This is a genomic window from Bacillus sp. 2175, assembly GCF_057812155.1.
Genome location: NZ_CM173819.1, coordinates 4668579 through 4688341 on the forward strand (window position 1 = coordinate 4668579; position 19763 = coordinate 4688341).

Genomic DNA, 19763 nt, shown 5'->3' on the forward strand with positions numbered 1-19763 from the left:
GAACCCCTCCTACATCATTAAGCTTTGGCCGTAACTGTAATTTGACCATATACAACCGCTTCTGTATCCCATAACGTAACGTCTTCACGTTCAATTGCTCGGAATTCTGTTGTATTACCTCTCCAAGCACTTCCACCCTCTTTTGTCATATCAAGCGATAACTGCTGTCTATCCCATAACACAACTGCTTCTTTCAGGTCCCCAACAATAAATGGTGCTTTACCATCTTTATCTGTAGCAATTGTCTTATTGGATAAAACAATAACTGGCTTTCCTGATAATAGCTTACGTGTTGGATTTGTTGGATCTGGTTGAAGAAGTGGGCGACCATCTTTATCTTCTAATTGATCTAAGTAATTGAATCCATCTTGGTTTGTAATAATGTTTGCTACAGCCGAGAAAGCTGGGTCTAATGTGACATTTAATGCTGTTTTAATGCCTTTATAATCCTTTAAATCAACTTTTGTTAATTTATTGATTTCTTGTAAAATTAAATAATTACGAGTTGCAATAGATTTCTTCGCAATCCACTGACGTAAATAAGCTTCTAGCGCTTGATCCGTATCGTTTAATAAATCATTTGGTACAGGTAGAAATCCTGCATAATCCTCAATAACATACGGTAAACGATCAAATTGTGGTGAAGCAATTTCTTGCATTGCATTTGGGTTTCCATACTCAGATAATGGAGCGAAAGGTGTAGATGCTGCACGTTTTTCTAATGTGCGAGCTCCCTTATTCGTTGAAACAGGTTGCACATTTACATATTGCTCTAAGTTATCAACCGTTTGTTTTAATTGATTAATCGTTGTCGTAATATCTTCTGGAACAATATAACCTCCGTCTTTACCTGTATTCTCAGATAATGCTGCTTTGTATTCCTGCATAACGCTTGCTTCTTCATGACTTAAATTTTGACCACGGATAGCTTTCATAAACACTTCTTTGTACGATGAATCTTCATTTTGAACTGATGATGGGGGCAAAACTTTTGCTTGTGAATTTACAGGGTCAGAAACTTGAATTTGCATCATTGCTAGATAGTTATCCAATTCATTTTTCGCGTTTTTCGCTTCCTCAATTTTCACCTTTGCATCTTCATATTTACCGCTGTTATTAAACCCTTCCGCTTTCGCTTTCAAATCAGCAACTTTCTGTCTTAATTCTTGTTCACGTTTATCCATTCCGTATTTCCTCCTTTTTTTGGCACAAAAAATAGACCTATAGCTCTAACAGGTCTAGTGCATTTTGTATTTTTAATTGTTCGTTATTATCCTTCTTTGAAATAGAAGGAGCCTTTGCTACAATCTTATTTGGTGTTTTTTGATATTTATCAAAGTAATCACTGCTACAAGCTGCGACTTCTTTTGCTTCCACAACTTCAATATTGAAGTATTTTTCAGCTTCTTCACCACTTAACCAAGTCTCAGCATCTACTAATTGCTGAATTTCTTCAATTTCGATACCTTCTTTTAAGTTCTCTTTGTATACATTCATGATTCCTGTCTCGATGTTATCAAGGTCCTCTGCTGCTTTTCGTAAATCAATTGCATTTCCAGCTGCATATGTCCAGGGCTTATGAATCATTAAGAAAGCGTTAGAAGGGACAACAACACGATCACCAGCCAAGGCGATTACGGAAGCGATAGAAGCTGCAACACCATCCACATAAACAGTTTTTTGCGCTTTATTACGTTTCAACATGTTATAAATAGCTAAACCAGCGAATACAGAACCACCACCACTATTTACATAGATATTTAAATTACTTTTATCATCCAACTGCCCTAAAATATTTTTCACATCATCCGGCATCACATCGGAATCGTCCCATTTCCATCCGGTATTGTTTATGATGTCACCATAAATGAATAGATCAGCTGAAGAATCTGTTTGATTTTTAATTGTAAATACGTCTTTAATCGTCCTCATCTCCCTTCTGTAACACTCCTCCATTAGCTTTTGCCAATTGATATTCGTCTGCGATTTCAATAGATACATGGTTTAAGTCAACACGGTGTTTATCACCGTATTCCCCAATCCCGTCCATATCCTCCAGTTCCAGCACCTGATTAATTGAAAATGCACCAGCATCTAACATAATTTTGTAGAATTCTGCTCGTGATTTAGAATCAGCACGTAATAAGCTTGTTAGGTTAAACTTCAAGTAATATCGTTTTTGCTCATGAAACGAAAATGATTTATAAGAAAACTCTTCTTCATATTGAATAAGAATTGGACTCAATGTATTTTGAATAAAATCCAACGCTTGTTGCTCAATATTGGAGAAAGTAGCACGATCTAACTCATTAATCATGTGCAAAGGAATATTAAAGATATTTGCAATCTCGCCCTTATCAAATTTCATACCTTCAATAAATTGGGCATCTTTTAAAGGCATTCCAACCTTCTCAAATTCTAAACCAGCATCTAAAATGGCTATCCTTTGCGCATTATTTAGACCTGTATTTGCTTCTTCCCAGGCATCACGAAGTTTATTTTTAGCCTCTCTATTTAACGGTTGTTCTGTTTTTAATATCCCACTATGCGCTGCCCCGTTTGTGAAGAACTTACCTTTAAACTTTTGAGCTGCTTGTGAGCTCCCTATAGACTCTCTTGCAATTTGAATAGGAGGTTTCCCCCTTAAACCATCAGTAGACAATGTAGTAAGATGGATTATGTCATCATCAGGTATTTTTATAGGTGTACCGTCTGGCAAACTCGTAAAATACCATAGTTTATTGGTCTTTAAGTCCACAGTGGGCGTTGTAACAGCCGGATTTAATACCCATAATTCTTTTGGTCTTCCATCCACACCCCAATGAATATTAATATAGGCGTTTCCCCATGTATTACGATGTGTTTCAATTAAATGTTTAAATTTAAATGGGCTTTGATAAGGATTTGGTCTTCTTTCTAGAACAAACGATACTTGATGTGCCTTATCCCGTTCTCTTCCCTTCGCTGTCTTTTTAAATGTTTGAAACGGAAGCATCGCAACACTATTTGCAAGGATGTTAATACACCGATAAACCGTCGGAACACCTAAAGAGGACTCAACCGTTACCTTTTCACCGCTTACGGCTTGATAGCCAAATAAACTTTTAAACCAGGGAGAAGGATTTTTTAAATCTGTCGTATCCTGATTTCTAAATAATTGCCGAAAAATCAAAAATTTCACCTCCCTTCTATCTTCTTATCATTACCACCCCCAACATTGTGAGAATAACCCCTAACAGATACCAGCCGTAAATCGGATTCATAAAAAAAGTCGTCCCAACAATAATGGACAACCCCGTAATCAATAGAATATCTTCTAAAATACTGATGAAAAATAATAAAAACCGCATGTCATTCCTCCTAGAATGAGAAATCTTGACTTAAAATATAGGAATTTAAGTCTACCTCACCAGAATTGAGCATACAACGAACATGTGAGTTAATGACAGCCGCAATCGGATCGATTCTTTCTGTTGCTTTTGACTTGTCCAACATAATATTTTCGTTCGCATCCTGTTTTGTTATAGCGTTACTTGTTGCCCAATTTAATACAGGATTGTTATTGTGGATGACTTTCTTTAAATACACTTGTTCTCTAAAATCTTTTGTAGGACCTGATAAAGTTGCCATCCCTTGGCGTATTTCTATCATCGTATACCCTTCTGCTTCCATGTCTTGCATGAATTGCGTTGCATTCCAAGGATCCGCACATATTTCTTTAATCTTAAATTTATGGTCTTTTTCCATATTTCTAATATGTGTTTTGATAAATTCATAATCAACTACCGCACCAGGTGTTGTGGTAATCCATTTTTGTTGTACCCACAAATCATAAGGCACTTTATCCGTTTGTCTCTTTTCAGCTAACGTATCTTCCGGCATAAAGCTATGACTTAATACGATATACTTATCATCCTTTTTAAACTCGAATGAAATACTTGTTAAATCAATTTTTGCTGATAAATCGACACCTACTGTACATTCCAATCCTTTTAATTCGGATAATTCCACAGTTTCTTTACAATTTTTCCATTTTTGCATGTCCATGTACCCATTTTCTTTCATGTCCACCCAACGATTCATGTTTTTAGTCAGGAAATTCCGCATTTTTTCTGGGACATCTAATGCTGATTGCAATTCTCCTTTTAAAAAAGATTGTCCTTCTTCATAACTACATAAAATAGGATTCGCTTTCTCCCAGACTTCAGGATTCGTAATTTCATCATCCTTATCTAATTCATTGACCATCACAAAATATTCTTCATTTTCAATATCAATGTTCGGGTCTAAAATCTTAGAAACATATTGATACTCCACACGATAGCAAGGATGGCTCAAGTTGAAACCAGCTGTTGTAATAATCATCATGAGTGGATTCGGACGAGCACCTGAACCTGACACCAGAACATCATAAATTTCAGAGGTAGGATGGGCATGATACTCATCAATAATCCCGCACTGAACATTTAGTCCATCCCCGGATTTTCCCGCATCTTTTGAGAGCGCGGAAATAAAAGAATCTGTTTTGAGATGCTCAATTTTCCCATACGCAATATTGAATTTTTCTTTTAGGTCTTCGCACCCATTCATTTGCGCTTTAATTTCGTTCCAAACAATTTTACTTTGCTCTGTTTTTGTGGCACCAACATATACTTCCGACATGTTCTCACCAAAGGCCATTGCTTCATATGAGCCCACGCACGCTAAAGATTGTGACTTTGCATTTTTACGCCCTACTTGCCAATATGCCTTTTTAAATCGACGTAACCCTGTATTTCGGTGCACCCATCCATAAATATTGCTAAACACGAAAATTTGTATGGAATGTGGTTCAATTCTCTGACCTGCTAATTTTCCTTTTGTATGTTTAAAAAGAGACATCCACTTTAAGAAACGGAGAGCTTTTTCTTCCTTAAAAACATATGGAAAATCTTCAGATCCTTCACGTTCAATATCTCTTAAAAATCGCTTACAAGCTTGTTTATGCTTCTGACAAGCAACAACCTCGCCATTTAGTACATCATCACAGTAGTCCAGCATCCATTGTCTGATCATGTTATACGTCAAACTCCTTTTCTACGTTTGTTTTCGGACCTTGTTTACTATTTGGAATGACAATTTTCGCTCTTGCACTCGGTGTAAGACCAAACTCAACAGCCAAAGCCTTCATTTGTTCATGTAACTGTTTCTTCTTTGTAAGTAGTGGATGGGGAACTTTATTCGTTTCAGCTGCCTTATTGGTATATTCAACAAGAAGTCCTTCTTCTCGGATAATTTTGGTGCATTCAACATAGTCAGAGTAAGCATCGCAATATGTTGCTAATGCATTCACATCTATGTTCGTGATTACGTCTAGCTCCAATAATTCACCAGCAATTCTCCTAAACTCTTTCTTTGCAACTGAATCTAACCACGTTGGTGGCTTTACCTTGTCCTTTTTTGCTTGCAACTGTTTTTCAGCTTTTAATCGTTGTTCAATTTCATCTTTTGTCAATCGATTTGTATTACCTTCTAACAAATGCAAATGAATCGGCTTCGCTTTCCTTCCTATGTGAACCACCTCCCTTGGCTGAACCCCCTTTTATGGAATAAAACGAACTTTTTACACGGAAAGCTAGGCGGCGGTCTCCAGGAATTCGCCTTTTGCTTTTTCATGGTGGGGGGATGTTTATAAATTTTTTCTTTCGAATTATTTTTTGTTTTTCTTCTCATCTTCTTTTGTTTTCTTGTTATGGCAAGCATGGCAAAGCGTTTGTAAATTAGATGGTTCTAATCGTTTCGACCAATCAACACGAATAGGAATCATATGATCAACTACATCACCTATCTTAATGATATCCTTGCTTCTACATTGAACACATAAGCCATGATCTCTACGATAAATAAGCCCACGCATCTCTCTCCATTGTTTGGAGTTGTAAAATGAACGTGAACTTTTGTTTCGAATATGTTTATCGTAATATTTTACGATTTCTTTTTCCTTTTCGATATGTTTAGCACAATACTTATCCCGTGTTAGTTCATTGCAACCTAATGACTTGCACGGCTTGAATGGTTTACTTGGCACCTTCCATCCTCTTCCTCAATCGTTTCATTTCATCCTCGATGGCCAGATTCTTTTTATTAATCCGTTCATGACACTTAGCTATATCCGCTTGATGCTTACGAATCTTATCGTTCACATATACAGGGACATGCTCATGTTCGCAATGAGGACATGTGAAGTAACACTTCTCAATGCGATTAGAAAGCTGTGCTACTTTTGGTTGCATATTGTAATCTTCATTGCAGTTAGAACAGTAGACTTTCATCTATCCTCACCTCATTTAAAAGAATATTCTAATTATATATTTACAAATAAATACAAATTGTTATAATAGAATTAACATTGCCATTTGGAAAAGTAATTTGCCCCCCAAGCGAGTTGCTTTTCCTTTTTTTATAGCTATTTTTCTAAGAATTCATCCACCGCTTTACCAAGCAAACTAATCATTGCTTCTCTCTTTTGCTTTGGTGTTGTATTATCTTGCATTTCATTAAAGATAGGAAGTACTCTTTCTAATTTCTGTTTATCGATGCGTTCATTTACAAGGTCTTGTCCTAGCATTGAAATGAATGTACCAATTGCAACCGCTTGCTCTTGTTTATTTAGTTTCATTTTTTATCACCTCAGGTTAAAGCCTTTCTCTAGTTTCAGTAAACTCACTAACTTTTTTAGCTATTGCTTTACCATTTAAAACAACTGGAACTTCTATAAATAAAGAATCCTTTTTATTTGTAAGTCTACCCATAACCTTTTCTAACTTCTCTAACGCTTCCGCACATTCATTTGCAACTTCTGTTACTTCCTTAATCCCTTCTAATGCTTCAGTTGTATCAGCAGTTACTTCAATAATCAATTTGTTATTAGCCATTTTGTGAATCCTCCTCATATTGTTTAATTAATTGTTAAACATGAGTTATACCAACTTTCGTCGCTAACGTTTCTTCTAACATATTGACCTTTCTATTCAATGCTTCTACATTCGTTGAAACATTAAGTAAAGCTTGTTTCATACCATCATTATCTCTTTGTAAATCGTTAACGCTTCTTTCTAAATTAGCAATTATTTTTGTTATAGATTCCATCCTTCATCCTCCTCCGAAATAAAAAGCAGATACTCAGCTACTTGATCAATCACAACTTGACGAACTATCAAATGAACTTCCTAAATCATACGATGAATGCGATGAACATGAAGTTGAATGATTACTATTATAGCCACCATAATCTGAACTAGAGCTTATTACACTTGCTGTTGTCGTTTGGATTAACAAATCATTATTTGTACTTTCAGCATTCTTTTTTATATTGCTTTGAGCAACTGCCTTCTTCCGTTTCTTTCTTTTGAAAAAGAACATATTTTTTCACCCCCTTAAAAATAAAAAAAGCACCTGCTATGGATGCTTTCCCTTCAATCTTTCATTATTTGTTTCCACTCTAAATACGGAAGGAACGGTCTTTTGTCTTCTTATACTAAATTCTTCAATTGTTGCTATATGCTGAGGATTTAAATTAAATTGCATCTTACTCCCTGTTTCTATATCTATTTGTGGAACAAGAATAAACTTATTGTAAATTTCCCCATCCTTATCTATAAGTTCCTTTTCAATCAAAAGACTAGGCTGGATTGGCACAATATATTCATTTCCATTGGATAAAATAATTTTAGAATAGCCACTCATCCTGATTACCACCCTTGCTCCATAAAATGACTGACTTATATTACATTGTTGTATACCTATTTTCACTATTTATATTAGATTATTTGTACTTTTAATACATATTAATTCTAAAAGGAGTACTTCATGAAGTTTGCACACTGTTTGTTATTTATTTTTGCTCTTCTCATACTTATGTTTATGTGGTTCGCTTAGTAATAAAAAAGAACATCCAAATGGATGCTCCTTTTATGGACGGTATCATTTAATCAGTACCATCTGCTGGTTTCGGATTTTATGTGCCGTCATTACGAACCGTTTAGAATTCAAGAAAAACATAGTGAGTTGTGTTTTCCGCCACTTCTCATAATACAAATATAACATGCTTTTATAAAAAACGTCGGCCTTTTTCCTGCCAAAAAGCGGTCAAAATTCTGCCACTTTTTTTATCCTCCTCATTTCAAAAGTTTCCACTTCACTTGTCAGTTCTACTTCAACCCCGAGAAACGTCTGATCCAAGTTCTTAATTTTCTTTTCAATTAGCCAATCAGGGTAAGCTAATTGCTCTAATACTGTTTTATAGTAATCTTGGTTTAACCTTAATGTGCTTAGCTTTTCTCCTTGCTGCATTTGATATTGAACCAATGCTTGTAACAATTCTTCACACATCATCTGTTCCACCTCTCATTCATTCTATATAACCTTTATACGTCATGTGCATATTTTATACCTTCCAATTACCCATATGTTTAATTGTGTGTAACTGACCCCTTCGCCAAAACCCTTGGTATCATTGATTTCATTTCACTTTCTCTTTTGAGTTACACATTACGAAATTTATGAGTAACTGTATAGATGTAAAAAGAAAAAAGCAATGATTAGATTTTAAACCTAGTCATTGCTTTATCCATTGCATCTTGGTTTACACCTATATAACGTAACGTGACCTTCTCTGACGAATGATTGAATATCTCCATAAGTAATGCTATGTTTTTCGTTTGCATGTACATGTGATACCCGTACGTCTTTCTTAGCGTATGTGTTCCTATTTCATCTAATCCGAACTCTGCTGCCGCTCCACTTAGTATCTTATATGCCATACTACGACCGATTGGCCGATTTTTTCCCTGCCTACTTTTTAATAGGTACTCATCATCTTCTCTATTTTCATTAAACCATCGAAGCTCTCTCTTTAGTGCTGCTGTTATTTGTATGCGTTTCTGCTTACCTGTCTTCATTTCTCGCATTGAGATATGACTACCTTTTAAATCTCCAACCTTTAGTTTTAAAATATCACTGATACGTAACCCTGTATTGATTCCCATTACAAATAAAATATAGTTACGTGCATTCTTTTCTTTTAAATATTCTTTGATTTGTTGTATTTGCTCTGAATCACGTATGGGCTGGACAAAATTCATGATTCATTCCCTCCAGTTTCTTCAGTTTCATAAACTTCTAGTCTAAGAGCAAAGGCCAGTTTATAAAACGCTCTAGCTTTCACACGTCGATACGTACGTTCACTCATGCCAATTTCGTTATATACCATATAATCGCATACATCTTCGTCTTCTAAATATCGTTTAACTATAATGTCCCTCTGGTTTTTTCCAACTGTATTGTTTCCGAATCGACTTAATGCTTGTTCAACTCGAAATGCCATTTTCTCTAAACATTCTTCACGCTTGCTTTGTTGAATATTAGAGATTGCTACATCTTCTAACGGTTTGCCAACTGCATGTGTAGGACCATGCTCTTTCCTTTCATAAGAAGGAGTGACTTTCATTTCCTTACGTATCATTCCAAATTGCTTATATATACGTACACTTTCCAACATCCCCTCCAATTGCTCTTGCGTTGCTGCTCTATCGATTTTTGGTAAGAAAGATAATTGCTTAGTCATTCCAGACCACTCCTTTTTATTTTTAAATTACTTTTCTCTTATTGCTCCATATCTTCGTTCATAACAAGGCCTATGCCCCTCCATTAAATCCTCAATTTGACGAGTGCTTAACTTCTCTTTTCGTTTTTTCTTAGTTTTCTTTTTTGTTTGATTGCTTTTCCATTCACGTAATTGATCTCTCAACACCTTCATCTCCCCATCTCCCTTCTCAAAATAAAAGGACACCTATTCCTAAAACAGCTTGAATTGCTGCTTTAATGAATTGGTGTCCTCTAGTTTTCTAGCCGGACTTTATTCCATTCTTCTACTCAAAACTTATATGATAACCTTATGACTTTCCCTTCAATTGATTATAAATTATGCTTTAGCCTCCTCTTTTTCTTCATTTTCCTCTTCTTGTATTACTTTCAATGTACTTAACATCAATTTGTAAAATGTATAATTATTTGTATAATCTATTTCTTTATAACTTTGCTTCATTTGATTTACTATAAAAGAATCTTTATGATACTTTTCGATATACAAAATACTTTTTGACACCCAAACTCCAAAATTAACTGAATCAAAATATAATCTCCCCTCAGATTGCTTTACTTCAGATTCTAATGCTTCCCCTAATTTTATCAAATGATATAGCATATACTGTCTCCCTCCTTCTAGTTCATGTATCAATTCGACAGTAAATTTGTGCATCCTACCAATTCTGATAAAATATTTTTCGCTATGAAATTACAAAAAAACATTCAAATACCACTTAAAAGGATCATTTTGTTGGGTTTTAAATACTTTCATTGTCACTCCTGCGACGACGTTTTCATATGTTATTGTATGGCTTCTTCCTTTCAGGAGCGAGCTTATTCATTTTATTCCTTAAAAACCTCTTGCAAGTCCATGTAATATACACTTCCGGGAAAGAGCACTGTTCGAAGGTGCTCTTTTTATTTTTTGCAAATCTGAATATCCTTTCATACATAGCACATACTATACATGGGCGATAAGCCGGAACTCCAATAATCCTCCCTTGTATTTCTTCACTTCTTTTTAGTACAAGCACCTATTTATTAACAGGTACATAAACTATTTCGAACCTTACTTTTCGACTCATTTAATTGTTCATGACTCACAAACATAACATAATAAATGATGTCATCTTATAAAACGGGCACTCTGGCACAAGTGCTCGTTTTATTTTGTTGATTTTCTACAAAATAAAACTTTTATAAATTATTTCTCAACAATTAGCACATAGAAATTTCAATTCGTTTTTGGTAATATATAGTTAATCTCTATATGCTTAGTATATATGCCTGGCTTCAGTAAAAGGACCCACCCCCTCAATGTGGGTCCTTCTTTTTAAATATTTTCTACTAATTAACACTTATTAATATATCTCAATAAGTCATCAATCTTTTTGTTTTGTATAACCAGCATTTCCTTATAAGTATCTAAAAATTGTTGTAAATCCATCTTTGTACAAGCAATTTGGCCCATTACAATGAAGATAACTATCCAAAAAACTAATTCCAGCCCCTACACCTCACTTTCACCCAAATAAAATTTCTATTTTATCTCATGCACATTTTTTTAAGACAAACATATAGTGTATTGACAATTTAAATTCTTTAAGACTCCTTTTTTTAAAATATTTACCTAGAGCACATACATTAATGTGCTCTTTTTTTTATTAAATTTAAAATAACGTTTTTATTTTATTCTTGCTAACCGCTCCGCCCTTGTATAATCGTACCTTTTTTTACACATCCTATTAAAACTCTCTTTTAGGGTGGTGCTAATTTGAAAAAGGTATTTAAATACATTTTAATCTTTTTGTGTGTAGTGTTTTATATTACATTTATAAGCGGTATGATTTATCAAAACTTTGTCCGTGAGCATTTTATTCCTCCAGCCGAGAAATCTAAGCTGGAACATAATGATCCCTAATTATTATAAATACTTCCCTATATGAGCTCGTTATTTTCATTATGATTAGGTATCAGAGGAGCTTTACAAGGCGCTCTTTAATTTAAAAATAAAGATTTTGTATCAATTAATGTACAACTTCACTTTCCTCCTCAAATATCCAATCCGTATCAATATTTTCAATCGGTGGCATCGCACCTAAACGTTCGAAAGCTATTTTTTTCTGTTTTTTGAGTAACTCATCAAAATCCCCTCGTTCTTCCATAATTATTTTTAAATGCTCACCAACTTTTTCTAAAAACCTCATTGTATCTTCCTTAGTGCTTGTTAACATCCAAACCTTTAAATTTATAGGGACACTTATAGCCTTCACACCTGACGTTACTTCTGAAACATTAATAGAGTCACTTAATGGAATTGCACAAAAATGATATTGTCCCACTTTAATTCCATGACCAACTGCAGGTACCCATTGTACCCATTCATCAAACGCTAGATAAAAACGTTGTGTTTGCTCATTCACTTTGATTTCCATTACGTTCTCCTCCAAATCAAAATTTAGTTTGTTTTAGCAGTGTTATATTCAAAAAAACTGAGAGACTTTTTATGTTTATCGCAAGCGTATACATCTGTAGGAAGATGTTTCCTGCCTTGTGGATCTCTAGCAAATATAAAACCTTTGGTTGTTGCATCATTGTCACATCCAACATAATTGCATTTCGCCACTTTCATTTCCCTCCAAAACAAATATTTTATTGAGTTCGATGCACTTTTACTTGAGACGAGCATACGCTGTATTATGTCTCATCTCTCAAAAGTGCCTCCTTTTTTCAAGAGTACATATTAAATATGCACTTTTTTTACATGGCTACAAAATAACGCTTTGGTTTAGTTTTTTGAATGTTCAAACGCTTTTTTCTCACAATCCATGCATGCGACAATGTCGCCACCTTCATCAAATTGATAAATTGATTTCTCTTCAATATCCTTATTTTGAAAGCAAAGATCACAATTGAATTTTCTTATCTTATCCACTAATTCGTCACTGATTTTCTTAGTTAGTTTTACAGATCCAATTTCTTCATAAGGTTCAATGAAATAGCCTTTCTCTTGTAGAAATTTCGTAATCTCTCGCATATCCTTCCATGCTTCTGTACCTTGACCGAATTGAATAATTACTGTATTCATGGTTCATTCCTCCATTTTTTAATAAAATTCAAATTTTGTCTTACTTTACATCTACACGTGCTTGACTTGCTTCCCGACTAAATTCCCCATAAAATTCTCATTTATTGTAATTTTCTTGATATAATTCCCCATAGAGGGGAGGTGTAATTAATGAAAATAACTAAGCTTTCAGAAAAACTACTAAAATACATGGTAACTGAGTATAAAAACCATGGGACAGATATGTTCTCTTTTGAAACATTTAAAGAGTTGTACCAAAATGAGACTGATGATTTTATTTCGAAAGCACTCTATCGTTTGCGAGATGAAGATTTAGTCTCTGTGTATGCAGCAGACAATGTTGCCTATAACACTGTCTTACTTCCACAAGGGATTGCATATTGTGAAGAGAATAATTCTCTTAAAACCGGATACAAATTTGCAAAAGAAGCAAGATCATGGTTACCTTAATCAACAATTATCCAATCATCAGCAATTAAATCATCTGCGCAGGGATTCCACGCCCTGCGCGGTTTAAATTCGTTAGGATAAATTGGATAATTTCCACACAACTCATACGTATTTGTTGGCTTAATCTTGACCTTAAAGGTCTTCATAAAGTGTAATCGTGAAATAAATTTATTTTGTTCCATCGCTAACTTAGTAGCTTCTTGTATATTCATTATTTTCCCACCTCGTTTTATTTAAACTTCTTCGTAATCGTTGTTTGTGTATGAGACACTTTTCCCTTTACCCAATATAAGACTTGCTGTCCGTAGCCGCTCTTTGGGGGTTCTTCAAAGTTGATTTTTCCATCCACCACAATGTAAATGCCGTTTGTTTTCATGTCTATTTCTCTTTTCATCTATGCCTGTTCTCCTTTGCATTGGCTTGTCCATTTTAGGAAATGCATGTGCTCTCTTGATAAAAATGCCCTTAGTCCAGCTCCATAATTTCTTTCAATGTTCGATTGGACACATATACTTTAATGATTTGAATTCTCCCGTATGTTTCTACCGCTTTTTCTTTTGCTTCAGCCTCTGTATTCACTTCAAACCAACGTAACTTCTGTTTTTCATCTCGGTCAAAAAATTCTACTGCATAGGTAGGTGTTACTGAATGATTAGAGAGGAATTTCTCAGCCGTACTATGCGCTGTATAATCCATGTTTCCTACGATATCTTCAAAGGTTAATTGTTCCATACACTCAACTCCATTCCCACAAAATGATTGATTTCTCCCCTTTACCGTCTATAACTTTCTCCCTCGACTTCAATCAAATAGTGATTTGCCATCCCTAGCAATCTATCAGCAGCTGCAAACCCAATTTTTTCAGGTAAGGTATATTCATCTTCATTTGAGCTAAAAATGATGGGCGCTTTACGCTTATATCGCTCATTAATGATTTCGTAGTACATTTCTTCACGAGATTCTGTATGTTTGCTCTTACCTAGATCATCCCAAACCAGCACATCCGCATACTCTACGACTGTATGGAGCTTTTCAAAGTACTCCTTTTTATCATCACGCTTTGCTGACATAATCTCTGTCATAAAAGTGACATCACTTATACAAACTACTCTGCACCCTCTCGGTTGTGCATTTACAATGTCTTTATTTACAGTTTGAACATTTTGTATAATCCACCTAGCAGCTGCTATTTGTAGATGCGTTTTACCTAATCCGTAATTGTTGTGAAGTTTCATTTTCTCAACCCGTTCATTGATGGATAAGGCTTTTAACCTTCCCTCGCCATATGTAGCGATATATCCAAAGCTATTGCGCTTCGTATCCCTGATTTCATTAAACTTTTTTAAGTATTCCATCATGCTGTTAAACATTTTCTTTTGCATATCGGTATGACGAATATAATTTTTAAAACGTGCTTCTTCAAATTCTTCTGGTATCATTGCATTTTTCAACCTTGCTATTTCAGATTGTTTCTTTTGGCAATCACACATTCTACCTGTCCATCCATTTAAGATCATTCCCGTTCCACTGCATAACGGACAGGTATCATTAAGCGTCTTCTCCGAGCCATTCAATGTTATTTTCATATTCTTGTTGTGATTCCTCTCGTTCCTTGTCTGTAAGTTCTCTCCACTTTTTTGTTGGTTCTGGCAATTTTTCATAGCCCTCTTTTGCAAATCTGCCATGACTTCCGCTATGCTTGCGAATCTGCTCATTTTTCTTCACCTCGTGTTCTTCTTTGGCTTCAATTACTAACCTGTCCCATTGCTTTCTCAACTTACTAGGTGACAATATATTTTTTTTCCAGAAGGAATGATCCTGAGACCATTCCAAGAGATACACAATTTGTTGATTTGTTTTCTTGTCTCTTTCGCGAATTAAGCGGAATTCATTGGCCCACTTCTCGAAGTTCGGCTCTTTATGTTCTGGATTGGTTTCTAAAATTAACTGGAATAACAATTTGGCATGCTCCATGTCGCAAGTTTCAAACTTGTGACAAGAAGTCTTTTTATTTGTAGTAATCTCTGTAGTATTCTCTGTAGTAATCTTTGTATTTGTCCCACGTTTCAATGTAGGAGCCTCCTCCGTTTTAGTGTGGGAGCCTCTCTCATTAGAATGTGGGAGGGTGTCACTTTCTGATGTGATAGGTTCTTGATATAAAATAGAAATTTTTTCGATGTTCTTCACAATTGGTTCCACATACATAACGTTGTTATGCCTCGTTCCGTTAACTATGATCGTACGAAATTCAATTGCAATTAATTCTCTTTTTACTAAGTATTTGCATGCTTCTTGTACTTGTCTTTTGGTAAAACCAAATGAATCAGCCAATTGTTGATAACTTTTTTGAAGTTTGTCTGCTTTAAATTTTTGTTTATATTGGATTTCATTTGTTCTTTCATCCTTTATTTCAGTTGGTTTATACCAATAAAAAATTTCGCTAAGTATTGTAATCGCAACCATATAGGGCTTGCCATTTTCTAAAGTAAGGTACTTAAACCAGCCCTGGTCTAAAGTGTTACCTTGCAGGTTTATTCTTGCGACTTTTATTACATTGGTATTCATTCCAGTCCCCCTTCTCTATCTAACATTTTTTCAATATATCTTTACTACTAGGGTATTTGATATTTCTCAACAAAAAGATTTAATATTTTTTATTTTCAATCTTTTATTTTTCACTTTTTCCTGTTAGAATGATGAATAAGTTATATTCTTTCACGAAATACCCTGACTTTTGACCTGCTATAACAGGTCTTTTTTTGCATCTCGTACGCAACATGTGTTTCTATTAGATCACCAGCCCCAACTGGTGGTTTCTCTTTATCATTCTTTTCCCCAAGAAAAAGGATTTTTGTTTTATTGGCTTATAATCTGGATTCATCTTTAAAAATGCCCGTGTCTTTCTTGTTTGAACAGTAGATTTCTTCATCTCTAATTTCACAGCAATTTCTCTTGTGGTATACCCTTCACCGACGTGCGGAATAATTGACTTTTCTTTTTCTTCAAGTACACTCGTCATTTCTTCAAATTCAATGGATAATATCGCTTCTTGTTCCACATCGATAGGAGACACTGCATAAAATTCTTTTACCGTTTCTCCATCTCGATGCAAATCAATCGAATGAATATTCATTTTATTCCGTTCCTCATGACCAACTCGTCTGCTTATCTTAAAAGGCGTCCCTTTCAAGTGAAGCTCATCACTCATTGCCCATTTCATGCCTTTCATCACGTATGCATTGAATGTATCTACTCTCTCTGGATCATAATTCATACAATGCTCCCATAAATACAGATGGCCAACTTGTATTAAATCATCCAAATCCATATTGTTTATTTCTGCAATCTGTCCAGCTCTTGCGATACTTCCAAATTGTTGCTTAACTGCTGCAATCACTAAATATTTCTTTTCTTCAAATAATTCTTCTGCTGTCATTTCCTTTTACCATCCCTTCTTGTTTTTAAATGTAATAGTTTGCTATACTATAAGAGCATTCCGGTTACTTAACTCACTCCTGTTAGGTATACTGTTCTAGACTGATATTGCCGATGAGAAGACCTAATTTTAGGTCTTTTCGTCATTCTAAAGCATTTACATGAAGATAATTCAGAATATATCTGATATACTGTTTATGATGAATGTCAGTGCACGAAACAAGTAGTATGACCTATGTACAGAAGAAGTCCTATTTTATAGGGCTTTTTTACTTTTAACAGCACTCTTCAGAAAGCGTATTATGATGCGCCCTCTTCACAACTGAAGCATTGATACCTCTACTTTTCAAATGTTCCACAATCCCTAGAATGCTTTTACGATCCCGTTCAAGTTGGGTATCATATTTTTCTTTCTCACGGTATAGCGCTATAAGCTCCCGTCGAGCCAATCTTGCTTCTTTAATCCAAGTACAAAGTAACAATGGATCATTCTTTTGAATCGCCTCTATTTGTTTCTTTTCACAATGCTCCAAGAATTCATCTAGTATTTGTTTTTTCTGTATATCTTTCTTTAAAATTGATACCGTCATAGCGCTTTCTCCCCTCAAATTCATTCCACATCTTTTGTAAATTCTTTAATTGGCTTATCTAGTGCATAAACAACAAGTAGAAGTCCACAGATCAGAAACCCAGTGATACATACTGAAAAAACACTTTCTTCCATCATGGTTATTTCCTCCTTCCAACTTTTTTACATCTCAGAAAACTTAATTTGAGAGTTTACTATATTAATTTTCTCACTCAGCACAATAGGTAACGTATACGCTCCAACAATCTTTGTTGCGAGTGCCAAATGACCACGTTTAATTGCTTTATGGCTTGTTACTCCAAATTCACGATATAACTGATTATAGATATCACGGTAGACCTTACCTCTAATCCCCGCATGTTGGTACGCATTAGACTGTTTACCACCTAATAGCGCAACGCCATGACGCTTGACTGCATTTGATATTTCATCGCATTCTACAGCAAATAACGGCGCATTTTCTCGTAAGTCTTTGACATCTGATTTGATGTGCTGGAGTTCTTGCTTTTGCCCTTCTAGCGCTTCAAAAGTAAGCTTTAAAATACTCATTGGATCTGTAGGCACTTGTTGTTGATATTCCTTGGCTCTCATATTGAAATAACCATCAACAAATTGATCATATAATTCCCATGCAGTCTCATCTTCGAGAATTTTTAATAACTTTGCATATCCTCGTTCTGATAGAAGGTATATGTTATTAGATTTTGCGATTTGCATATTTGAAAAGCCAAGACTTAATAATTGTGGTGGGTTAAAAGCACCACTTTTTAAATCGAGAATATCAATTCCGTCCATAAAACGGATACGATTTTCATTAATACGACGATTAATTTCTTTTATTGGCTTATCATGAATGATGGCAATTTCCTTAACTAACATAGCTTTCTTACCTTTGCCGAACCCACCCTCAATTCCGGTGAACTGATAACCAGCAATATATTGTTGTCCTAAAATATTTAATTCGTTTGCTACTGTTAATTAATCCATATAATACCCTCCTCATTTTTAATAGTGCTTGTCCATCCTATGCACTTGGAATGACTCGTATTGAGTTCGTATGACGATGCACTAAATGTAGTTCGCCATCTACCTTCTTAAAAATTAACCAATTATCAGGATTCAATTTGTATGATTTAAGGTGCATTTTTTCACGTTTTGTCAATTTTTTACCGTTTTTCATTAAAATTCCCCTCCAGTTACTTCGCAAATAAGTCGTCTACTGTTGTTTTAAAATGTTGTGCGAGTAATTTTGCTTCTGTAAGAGTAAAATCACGTTTTCCCTTTTCCTTTAGGTAATACGTTTGCTGGCATATGTTTACTAACTTCCCAGCATCCTCTTGCGTCATACGATGTTCTCTTCGAACAATAAATAGGTTTTTATACATCTCTATCATCATCCTTTATAAACTTTTCAATTGGCTCATCCAAAAAACAAACTGCTAAAGAGACTATACAAATCACGATTGCAACTATCATTAATGAAAACGTGCTTTCCTCTATCATTTTGTTATCACCTTTTTTCAGTTACCTTAAGAATTTTGTTTTTTCTTTTGGTAATAATCTCGCATGTAATCATTTCTTTTATCTTTATTTTTCTGATACCAATTGCGATTGTAATCATTCTTAATTTCACTTTCTTCCATATTCATTTTCTGCGCCACTTTCTTCCAATATCGTTCCTGAGTTGCTTTAACCTTTTCTTTATTAGCTGCTCTCCAGGCTCGCATGTAAGCCTTTTTTGCTTCTCGAGCAGATAAGTCTTTTTCATTATCCACACTATATACCTCCCTAAACCTTTGCAACAAGCAAAGGTTTTGATAATAAAAACTTGCTTGTTGCAAAGTATTTGTTTATCTTTTTCTCTTTATTTTTCTTTTGTTAAACACATTGTACAATTAAATTTGCTTGTTGCAAAGTATATTTTCTAAAAAAAATAAAAAAACTTGTCTTTAAGCAAAGTTTTATTGTACATTATATATAACAAAGAGAGAAATAAACGTAAAGTTAAAAGGAGGTTTAATAATGTCTGAAACTATGGGTAGTCGTATAAAAGAGGTTCGTAAATCTTTAAAAATGAAACAAAATGAACTTGCAGATGCTGTCGGTGTAAACTACACAATGATTTCGCTATATGAATCAAATAAACGTGAACCTAGTAGGGAAACGGTAGAAAATATAGCTCGTGTTACAAACGTTTCCGCTGATTATATTATGGGGCTTTCAAAGCATAAAACTTTTGATGAAGAAACATCAAAAAAAATAACAGATGATGTTGAAGATATCATGAAACGTATTAATCAGCTTCCTGCTGATAAACGAAGCAAAATTATAAATATGATCAATGATCTATAAAAAAAGAACTTGGCAGATTAACTTCCACCAAGTTCTTTTTTTATTTTGATTATTTTTTCAATTGCTTCTTGATCTCCTTTATATGCAAGTTCAACTAACTCACTTATTTTTTCTTTAACATCTACCTCTACAGTGTTTAACATTAAAATTCCTCCTATTCATTTTAATCAAAAATCAGGCGACACAGTTTTACGACGTGTGATTTTATTTGTGTCACTCCTTAAA

General features: G+C 34.6%; 34 protein-coding genes. 2 read left to right on the forward strand and 32 right to left on the reverse strand.

Features of this window, described 5'->3' with window-relative positions; translation table 11 throughout:
• Positions 1-17: 17 nt before the first annotated feature.
• From ACXKY9_RS24285 to ACXKY9_RS24375, 19 genes are all read right to left on the reverse strand, one after another.
• Positions 18-1184 (reverse strand): phage major capsid protein, encoded by a 1167-nt coding sequence (locus tag ACXKY9_RS24285; RefSeq protein WP_000361137.1) that lies wholly within the window; start codon positions 1182-1184, stop codon positions 18-20.
• A gap of 37 nt (positions 1185-1221) precedes the next feature.
• The gene (locus ACXKY9_RS24290) at positions 1222-1932 is read right to left on the reverse strand and encodes a head maturation protease, ClpP-related (protein WP_001259159.1); all 711 of its coding nucleotides are present in this window, start codon (positions 1930-1932) and stop codon (positions 1222-1224) included.
• Positions 1919-3172, reverse strand: a complete 1254-nt coding sequence (locus tag ACXKY9_RS24295; protein WP_000577489.1) for a phage portal protein — start codon at positions 3170-3172, stop codon at positions 1919-1921. The genes ACXKY9_RS24290 and ACXKY9_RS24295 overlap by 14 nt, the downstream gene beginning before the upstream one ends.
• 188 nt (positions 3173-3360) lie before the next feature.
• Positions 3361-5055, reverse strand: a complete 1695-nt coding sequence (locus ACXKY9_RS24300; RefSeq protein WP_000621131.1) for a terminase large subunit — start codon at positions 5053-5055, stop codon at positions 3361-3363.
• A gap of 1 nt (position 5056) precedes the next feature.
• Positions 5057-5560 carry a phage terminase small subunit P27 family gene (locus ACXKY9_RS24305; RefSeq protein ID WP_000233390.1) on the reverse strand — a complete coding sequence of 168 codons (504 nt, stop codon included), beginning with the start codon at positions 5558-5560 and terminating at the stop codon, positions 5057-5059.
• Between the two features lie 129 nt (positions 5561-5689).
• The gene (locus ACXKY9_RS24310) at positions 5690-6067 is read right to left on the reverse strand and encodes an HNH endonuclease (protein ID WP_001139454.1); all 378 of its coding nucleotides are present in this window, start codon (positions 6065-6067) and stop codon (positions 5690-5692) included.
• Positions 6057-6311 carry a hypothetical protein gene (locus ACXKY9_RS24315; RefSeq protein ID WP_000870105.1) on the reverse strand — a complete coding sequence of 85 codons (255 nt, stop codon included), beginning with the start codon at positions 6309-6311 and terminating at the stop codon, positions 6057-6059. Before ACXKY9_RS24315 ends, ACXKY9_RS24310 begins: the two co-directional genes overlap by 11 nt.
• Positions 6312-6445: 134 nt before the next feature.
• Entirely contained in the window at positions 6446-6658 is a 213-nt protein-coding gene (locus tag ACXKY9_RS24320) for a hypothetical protein (RefSeq protein ID WP_000773601.1), read from the reverse strand.
• A 16-nt stretch (positions 6659-6674) separates the two neighbouring features.
• Positions 6675-6914: a hypothetical protein gene (locus tag ACXKY9_RS24325; protein ID WP_000002725.1), complete on the reverse strand. Its 240-nt coding sequence runs from the start codon at positions 6912-6914 to the stop codon at positions 6675-6677.
• 34 nt (positions 6915-6948) lie between these two features.
• Positions 6949-7128, reverse strand: coding sequence for a hypothetical protein (locus ACXKY9_RS24330; RefSeq protein WP_000443965.1), 180 nt, complete (start codon positions 7126-7128; stop codon positions 6949-6951).
• 45 nt (positions 7129-7173) lie between these two features.
• Positions 7174-7401: a hypothetical protein gene (locus ACXKY9_RS24335; protein WP_000464752.1), complete on the reverse strand. Its 228-nt coding sequence runs from the start codon at positions 7399-7401 to the stop codon at positions 7174-7176.
• Positions 7402-7437: 36 nt separating this feature from the next.
• The gene (locus tag ACXKY9_RS24340; RefSeq protein ID WP_000017440.1) at positions 7438-7725 is read right to left on the reverse strand and encodes a hypothetical protein; all 288 of its coding nucleotides are present in this window, start codon (positions 7723-7725) and stop codon (positions 7438-7440) included.
• 402 nt (positions 7726-8127) lie between these two features.
• Positions 8128-8373, reverse strand: a complete 246-nt coding sequence (locus ACXKY9_RS24345) for a hypothetical protein (RefSeq protein ID WP_015382276.1) — start codon at positions 8371-8373, stop codon at positions 8128-8130.
• 206 nt (positions 8374-8579) lie between these two features.
• Positions 8580-9122 (reverse strand): site-specific integrase, encoded by a 543-nt coding sequence (locus tag ACXKY9_RS24350; RefSeq protein WP_001012176.1) that lies wholly within the window; start codon positions 9120-9122, stop codon positions 8580-8582.
• Positions 9119-9604 carry an ArpU family phage packaging/lysis transcriptional regulator gene (locus tag ACXKY9_RS24355; RefSeq protein ID WP_000166155.1) on the reverse strand — a complete coding sequence of 162 codons (486 nt, stop codon included), beginning with the start codon at positions 9602-9604 and terminating at the stop codon, positions 9119-9121. The genes ACXKY9_RS24350 and ACXKY9_RS24355 overlap by 4 nt, the downstream gene beginning before the upstream one ends.
• Positions 9605-9631: 27 nt before the next feature.
• Positions 9632-9796, reverse strand: coding sequence for a hypothetical protein (locus ACXKY9_RS24360; protein ID WP_000866514.1), 165 nt, complete (start codon positions 9794-9796; stop codon positions 9632-9634).
• 165 nt (positions 9797-9961) lie between these two features.
• Positions 9962-10243, reverse strand: coding sequence for a hypothetical protein (locus tag ACXKY9_RS24365; protein ID WP_000965619.1), 282 nt, complete (start codon positions 10241-10243; stop codon positions 9962-9964).
• 1408 nt (positions 10244-11651) lie between these two features.
• A complete protein-coding gene (locus tag ACXKY9_RS24370) occupies positions 11652-12059 on the reverse strand; it encodes a hypothetical protein (RefSeq protein ID WP_000404184.1) in 408 nt (135 codons plus the stop codon).
• Positions 12060-12412: 353 nt separating this feature from the next.
• The gene (locus ACXKY9_RS24375; RefSeq protein ID WP_038413787.1) at positions 12413-12712 is read right to left on the reverse strand and encodes a DUF8088 domain-containing protein; all 300 of its coding nucleotides are present in this window, start codon (positions 12710-12712) and stop codon (positions 12413-12415) included.
• 150 nt (positions 12713-12862) lie between these two features.
• Between ACXKY9_RS24375 and ACXKY9_RS24380 the strand changes: the two genes are divergently transcribed.
• Positions 12863-13162, forward strand: a complete 300-nt coding sequence (locus ACXKY9_RS24380; protein WP_000705118.1) for a hypothetical protein — start codon at positions 12863-12865, stop codon at positions 13160-13162.
• On the opposite strand, the gene ACXKY9_RS24385 is transcribed toward ACXKY9_RS24380, so the two are convergent.
• From ACXKY9_RS24385 to ACXKY9_RS24440, 12 genes are all read right to left on the reverse strand, one after another.
• Complete coding sequence (locus ACXKY9_RS24385) at positions 13159-13374, reverse strand: Thoeris anti-defense Tad2 family protein (RefSeq protein ID WP_001025406.1); 216 nt, start codon at positions 13372-13374, stop codon at positions 13159-13161. The two genes, ACXKY9_RS24380 and ACXKY9_RS24385, sit on opposite strands and share 4 nt — an antisense overlap.
• 17 nt (positions 13375-13391) lie before the next feature.
• Positions 13392-13556 (reverse strand): DUF3954 domain-containing protein, encoded by a 165-nt coding sequence (locus ACXKY9_RS24390; RefSeq protein ID WP_000817807.1) that lies wholly within the window; start codon positions 13554-13556, stop codon positions 13392-13394.
• A 71-nt stretch (positions 13557-13627) separates the two neighbouring features.
• Positions 13628-13894, reverse strand: a complete 267-nt coding sequence (locus tag ACXKY9_RS24395) for a hypothetical protein (protein ID WP_000436951.1) — start codon at positions 13892-13894, stop codon at positions 13628-13630.
• Positions 13895-13935: 41 nt separating this feature from the next.
• The gene (locus tag ACXKY9_RS24400) at positions 13936-14748 is read right to left on the reverse strand and encodes a DnaA ATPase domain-containing protein (protein ID WP_002133989.1); all 813 of its coding nucleotides are present in this window, start codon (positions 14746-14748) and stop codon (positions 13936-13938) included.
• Positions 14711-15727 carry a hypothetical protein gene (locus ACXKY9_RS24405; RefSeq protein ID WP_015382176.1) on the reverse strand — a complete coding sequence of 339 codons (1017 nt, stop codon included), beginning with the start codon at positions 15725-15727 and terminating at the stop codon, positions 14711-14713. Before ACXKY9_RS24405 ends, ACXKY9_RS24400 begins: the two co-directional genes overlap by 38 nt.
• A 223-nt stretch (positions 15728-15950) precedes the next feature.
• The gene (locus ACXKY9_RS24410; RefSeq protein WP_015382495.1) at positions 15951-16598 is read right to left on the reverse strand and encodes a sigma-70 family RNA polymerase sigma factor; all 648 of its coding nucleotides are present in this window, start codon (positions 16596-16598) and stop codon (positions 15951-15953) included.
• A 274-nt stretch (positions 16599-16872) separates the two neighbouring features.
• Positions 16873-17187, reverse strand: coding sequence for a hypothetical protein (locus tag ACXKY9_RS24415; RefSeq protein WP_000218620.1), 315 nt, complete (start codon positions 17185-17187; stop codon positions 16873-16875).
• A gap of 161 nt (positions 17188-17348) precedes the next feature.
• Positions 17349-18065, reverse strand: a complete 717-nt coding sequence (locus ACXKY9_RS24420; RefSeq protein ID WP_000960416.1) for an ORF6C domain-containing protein — start codon at positions 18063-18065, stop codon at positions 17349-17351.
• Between the two features lie 145 nt (positions 18066-18210).
• Positions 18211-18366 carry a DUF6906 family protein gene (locus ACXKY9_RS24425; RefSeq protein ID WP_000788369.1) on the reverse strand — a complete coding sequence of 52 codons (156 nt, stop codon included), beginning with the start codon at positions 18364-18366 and terminating at the stop codon, positions 18211-18213.
• 16 nt (positions 18367-18382) lie between these two features.
• Positions 18383-18571, reverse strand: coding sequence for a helix-turn-helix transcriptional regulator (locus ACXKY9_RS24430; protein WP_000277643.1), 189 nt, complete (start codon positions 18569-18571; stop codon positions 18383-18385).
• Complete coding sequence (locus tag ACXKY9_RS24435) at positions 18564-18689, reverse strand: hypothetical protein (RefSeq protein ID WP_000568868.1); 126 nt, start codon at positions 18687-18689, stop codon at positions 18564-18566. The genes ACXKY9_RS24430 and ACXKY9_RS24435 overlap by 8 nt, the downstream gene beginning before the upstream one ends.
• 26 nt (positions 18690-18715) lie before the next feature.
• A complete protein-coding gene (locus ACXKY9_RS24440) occupies positions 18716-18961 on the reverse strand; it encodes a hypothetical protein (RefSeq protein WP_000368216.1) in 246 nt (81 codons plus the stop codon).
• Positions 18962-19208: 247 nt separating this feature from the next.
• On the opposite strand from ACXKY9_RS24440, the gene ACXKY9_RS24445 reads away from it, so the two are divergent.
• Complete coding sequence (locus ACXKY9_RS24445; RefSeq protein WP_000005253.1) at positions 19209-19538, forward strand: helix-turn-helix transcriptional regulator; 330 nt, start codon at positions 19209-19211, stop codon at positions 19536-19538.
• 17 nt (positions 19539-19555) lie between these two features.
• Here the strand turns inward: ACXKY9_RS24445 and ACXKY9_RS24450 are convergent, their stop codons facing one another.
• Positions 19556-19681: a hypothetical protein gene (locus ACXKY9_RS24450; RefSeq protein ID WP_000935496.1), complete on the reverse strand. Its 126-nt coding sequence runs from the start codon at positions 19679-19681 to the stop codon at positions 19556-19558.
• Positions 19682-19763: the final 82 nt, after the last annotated feature.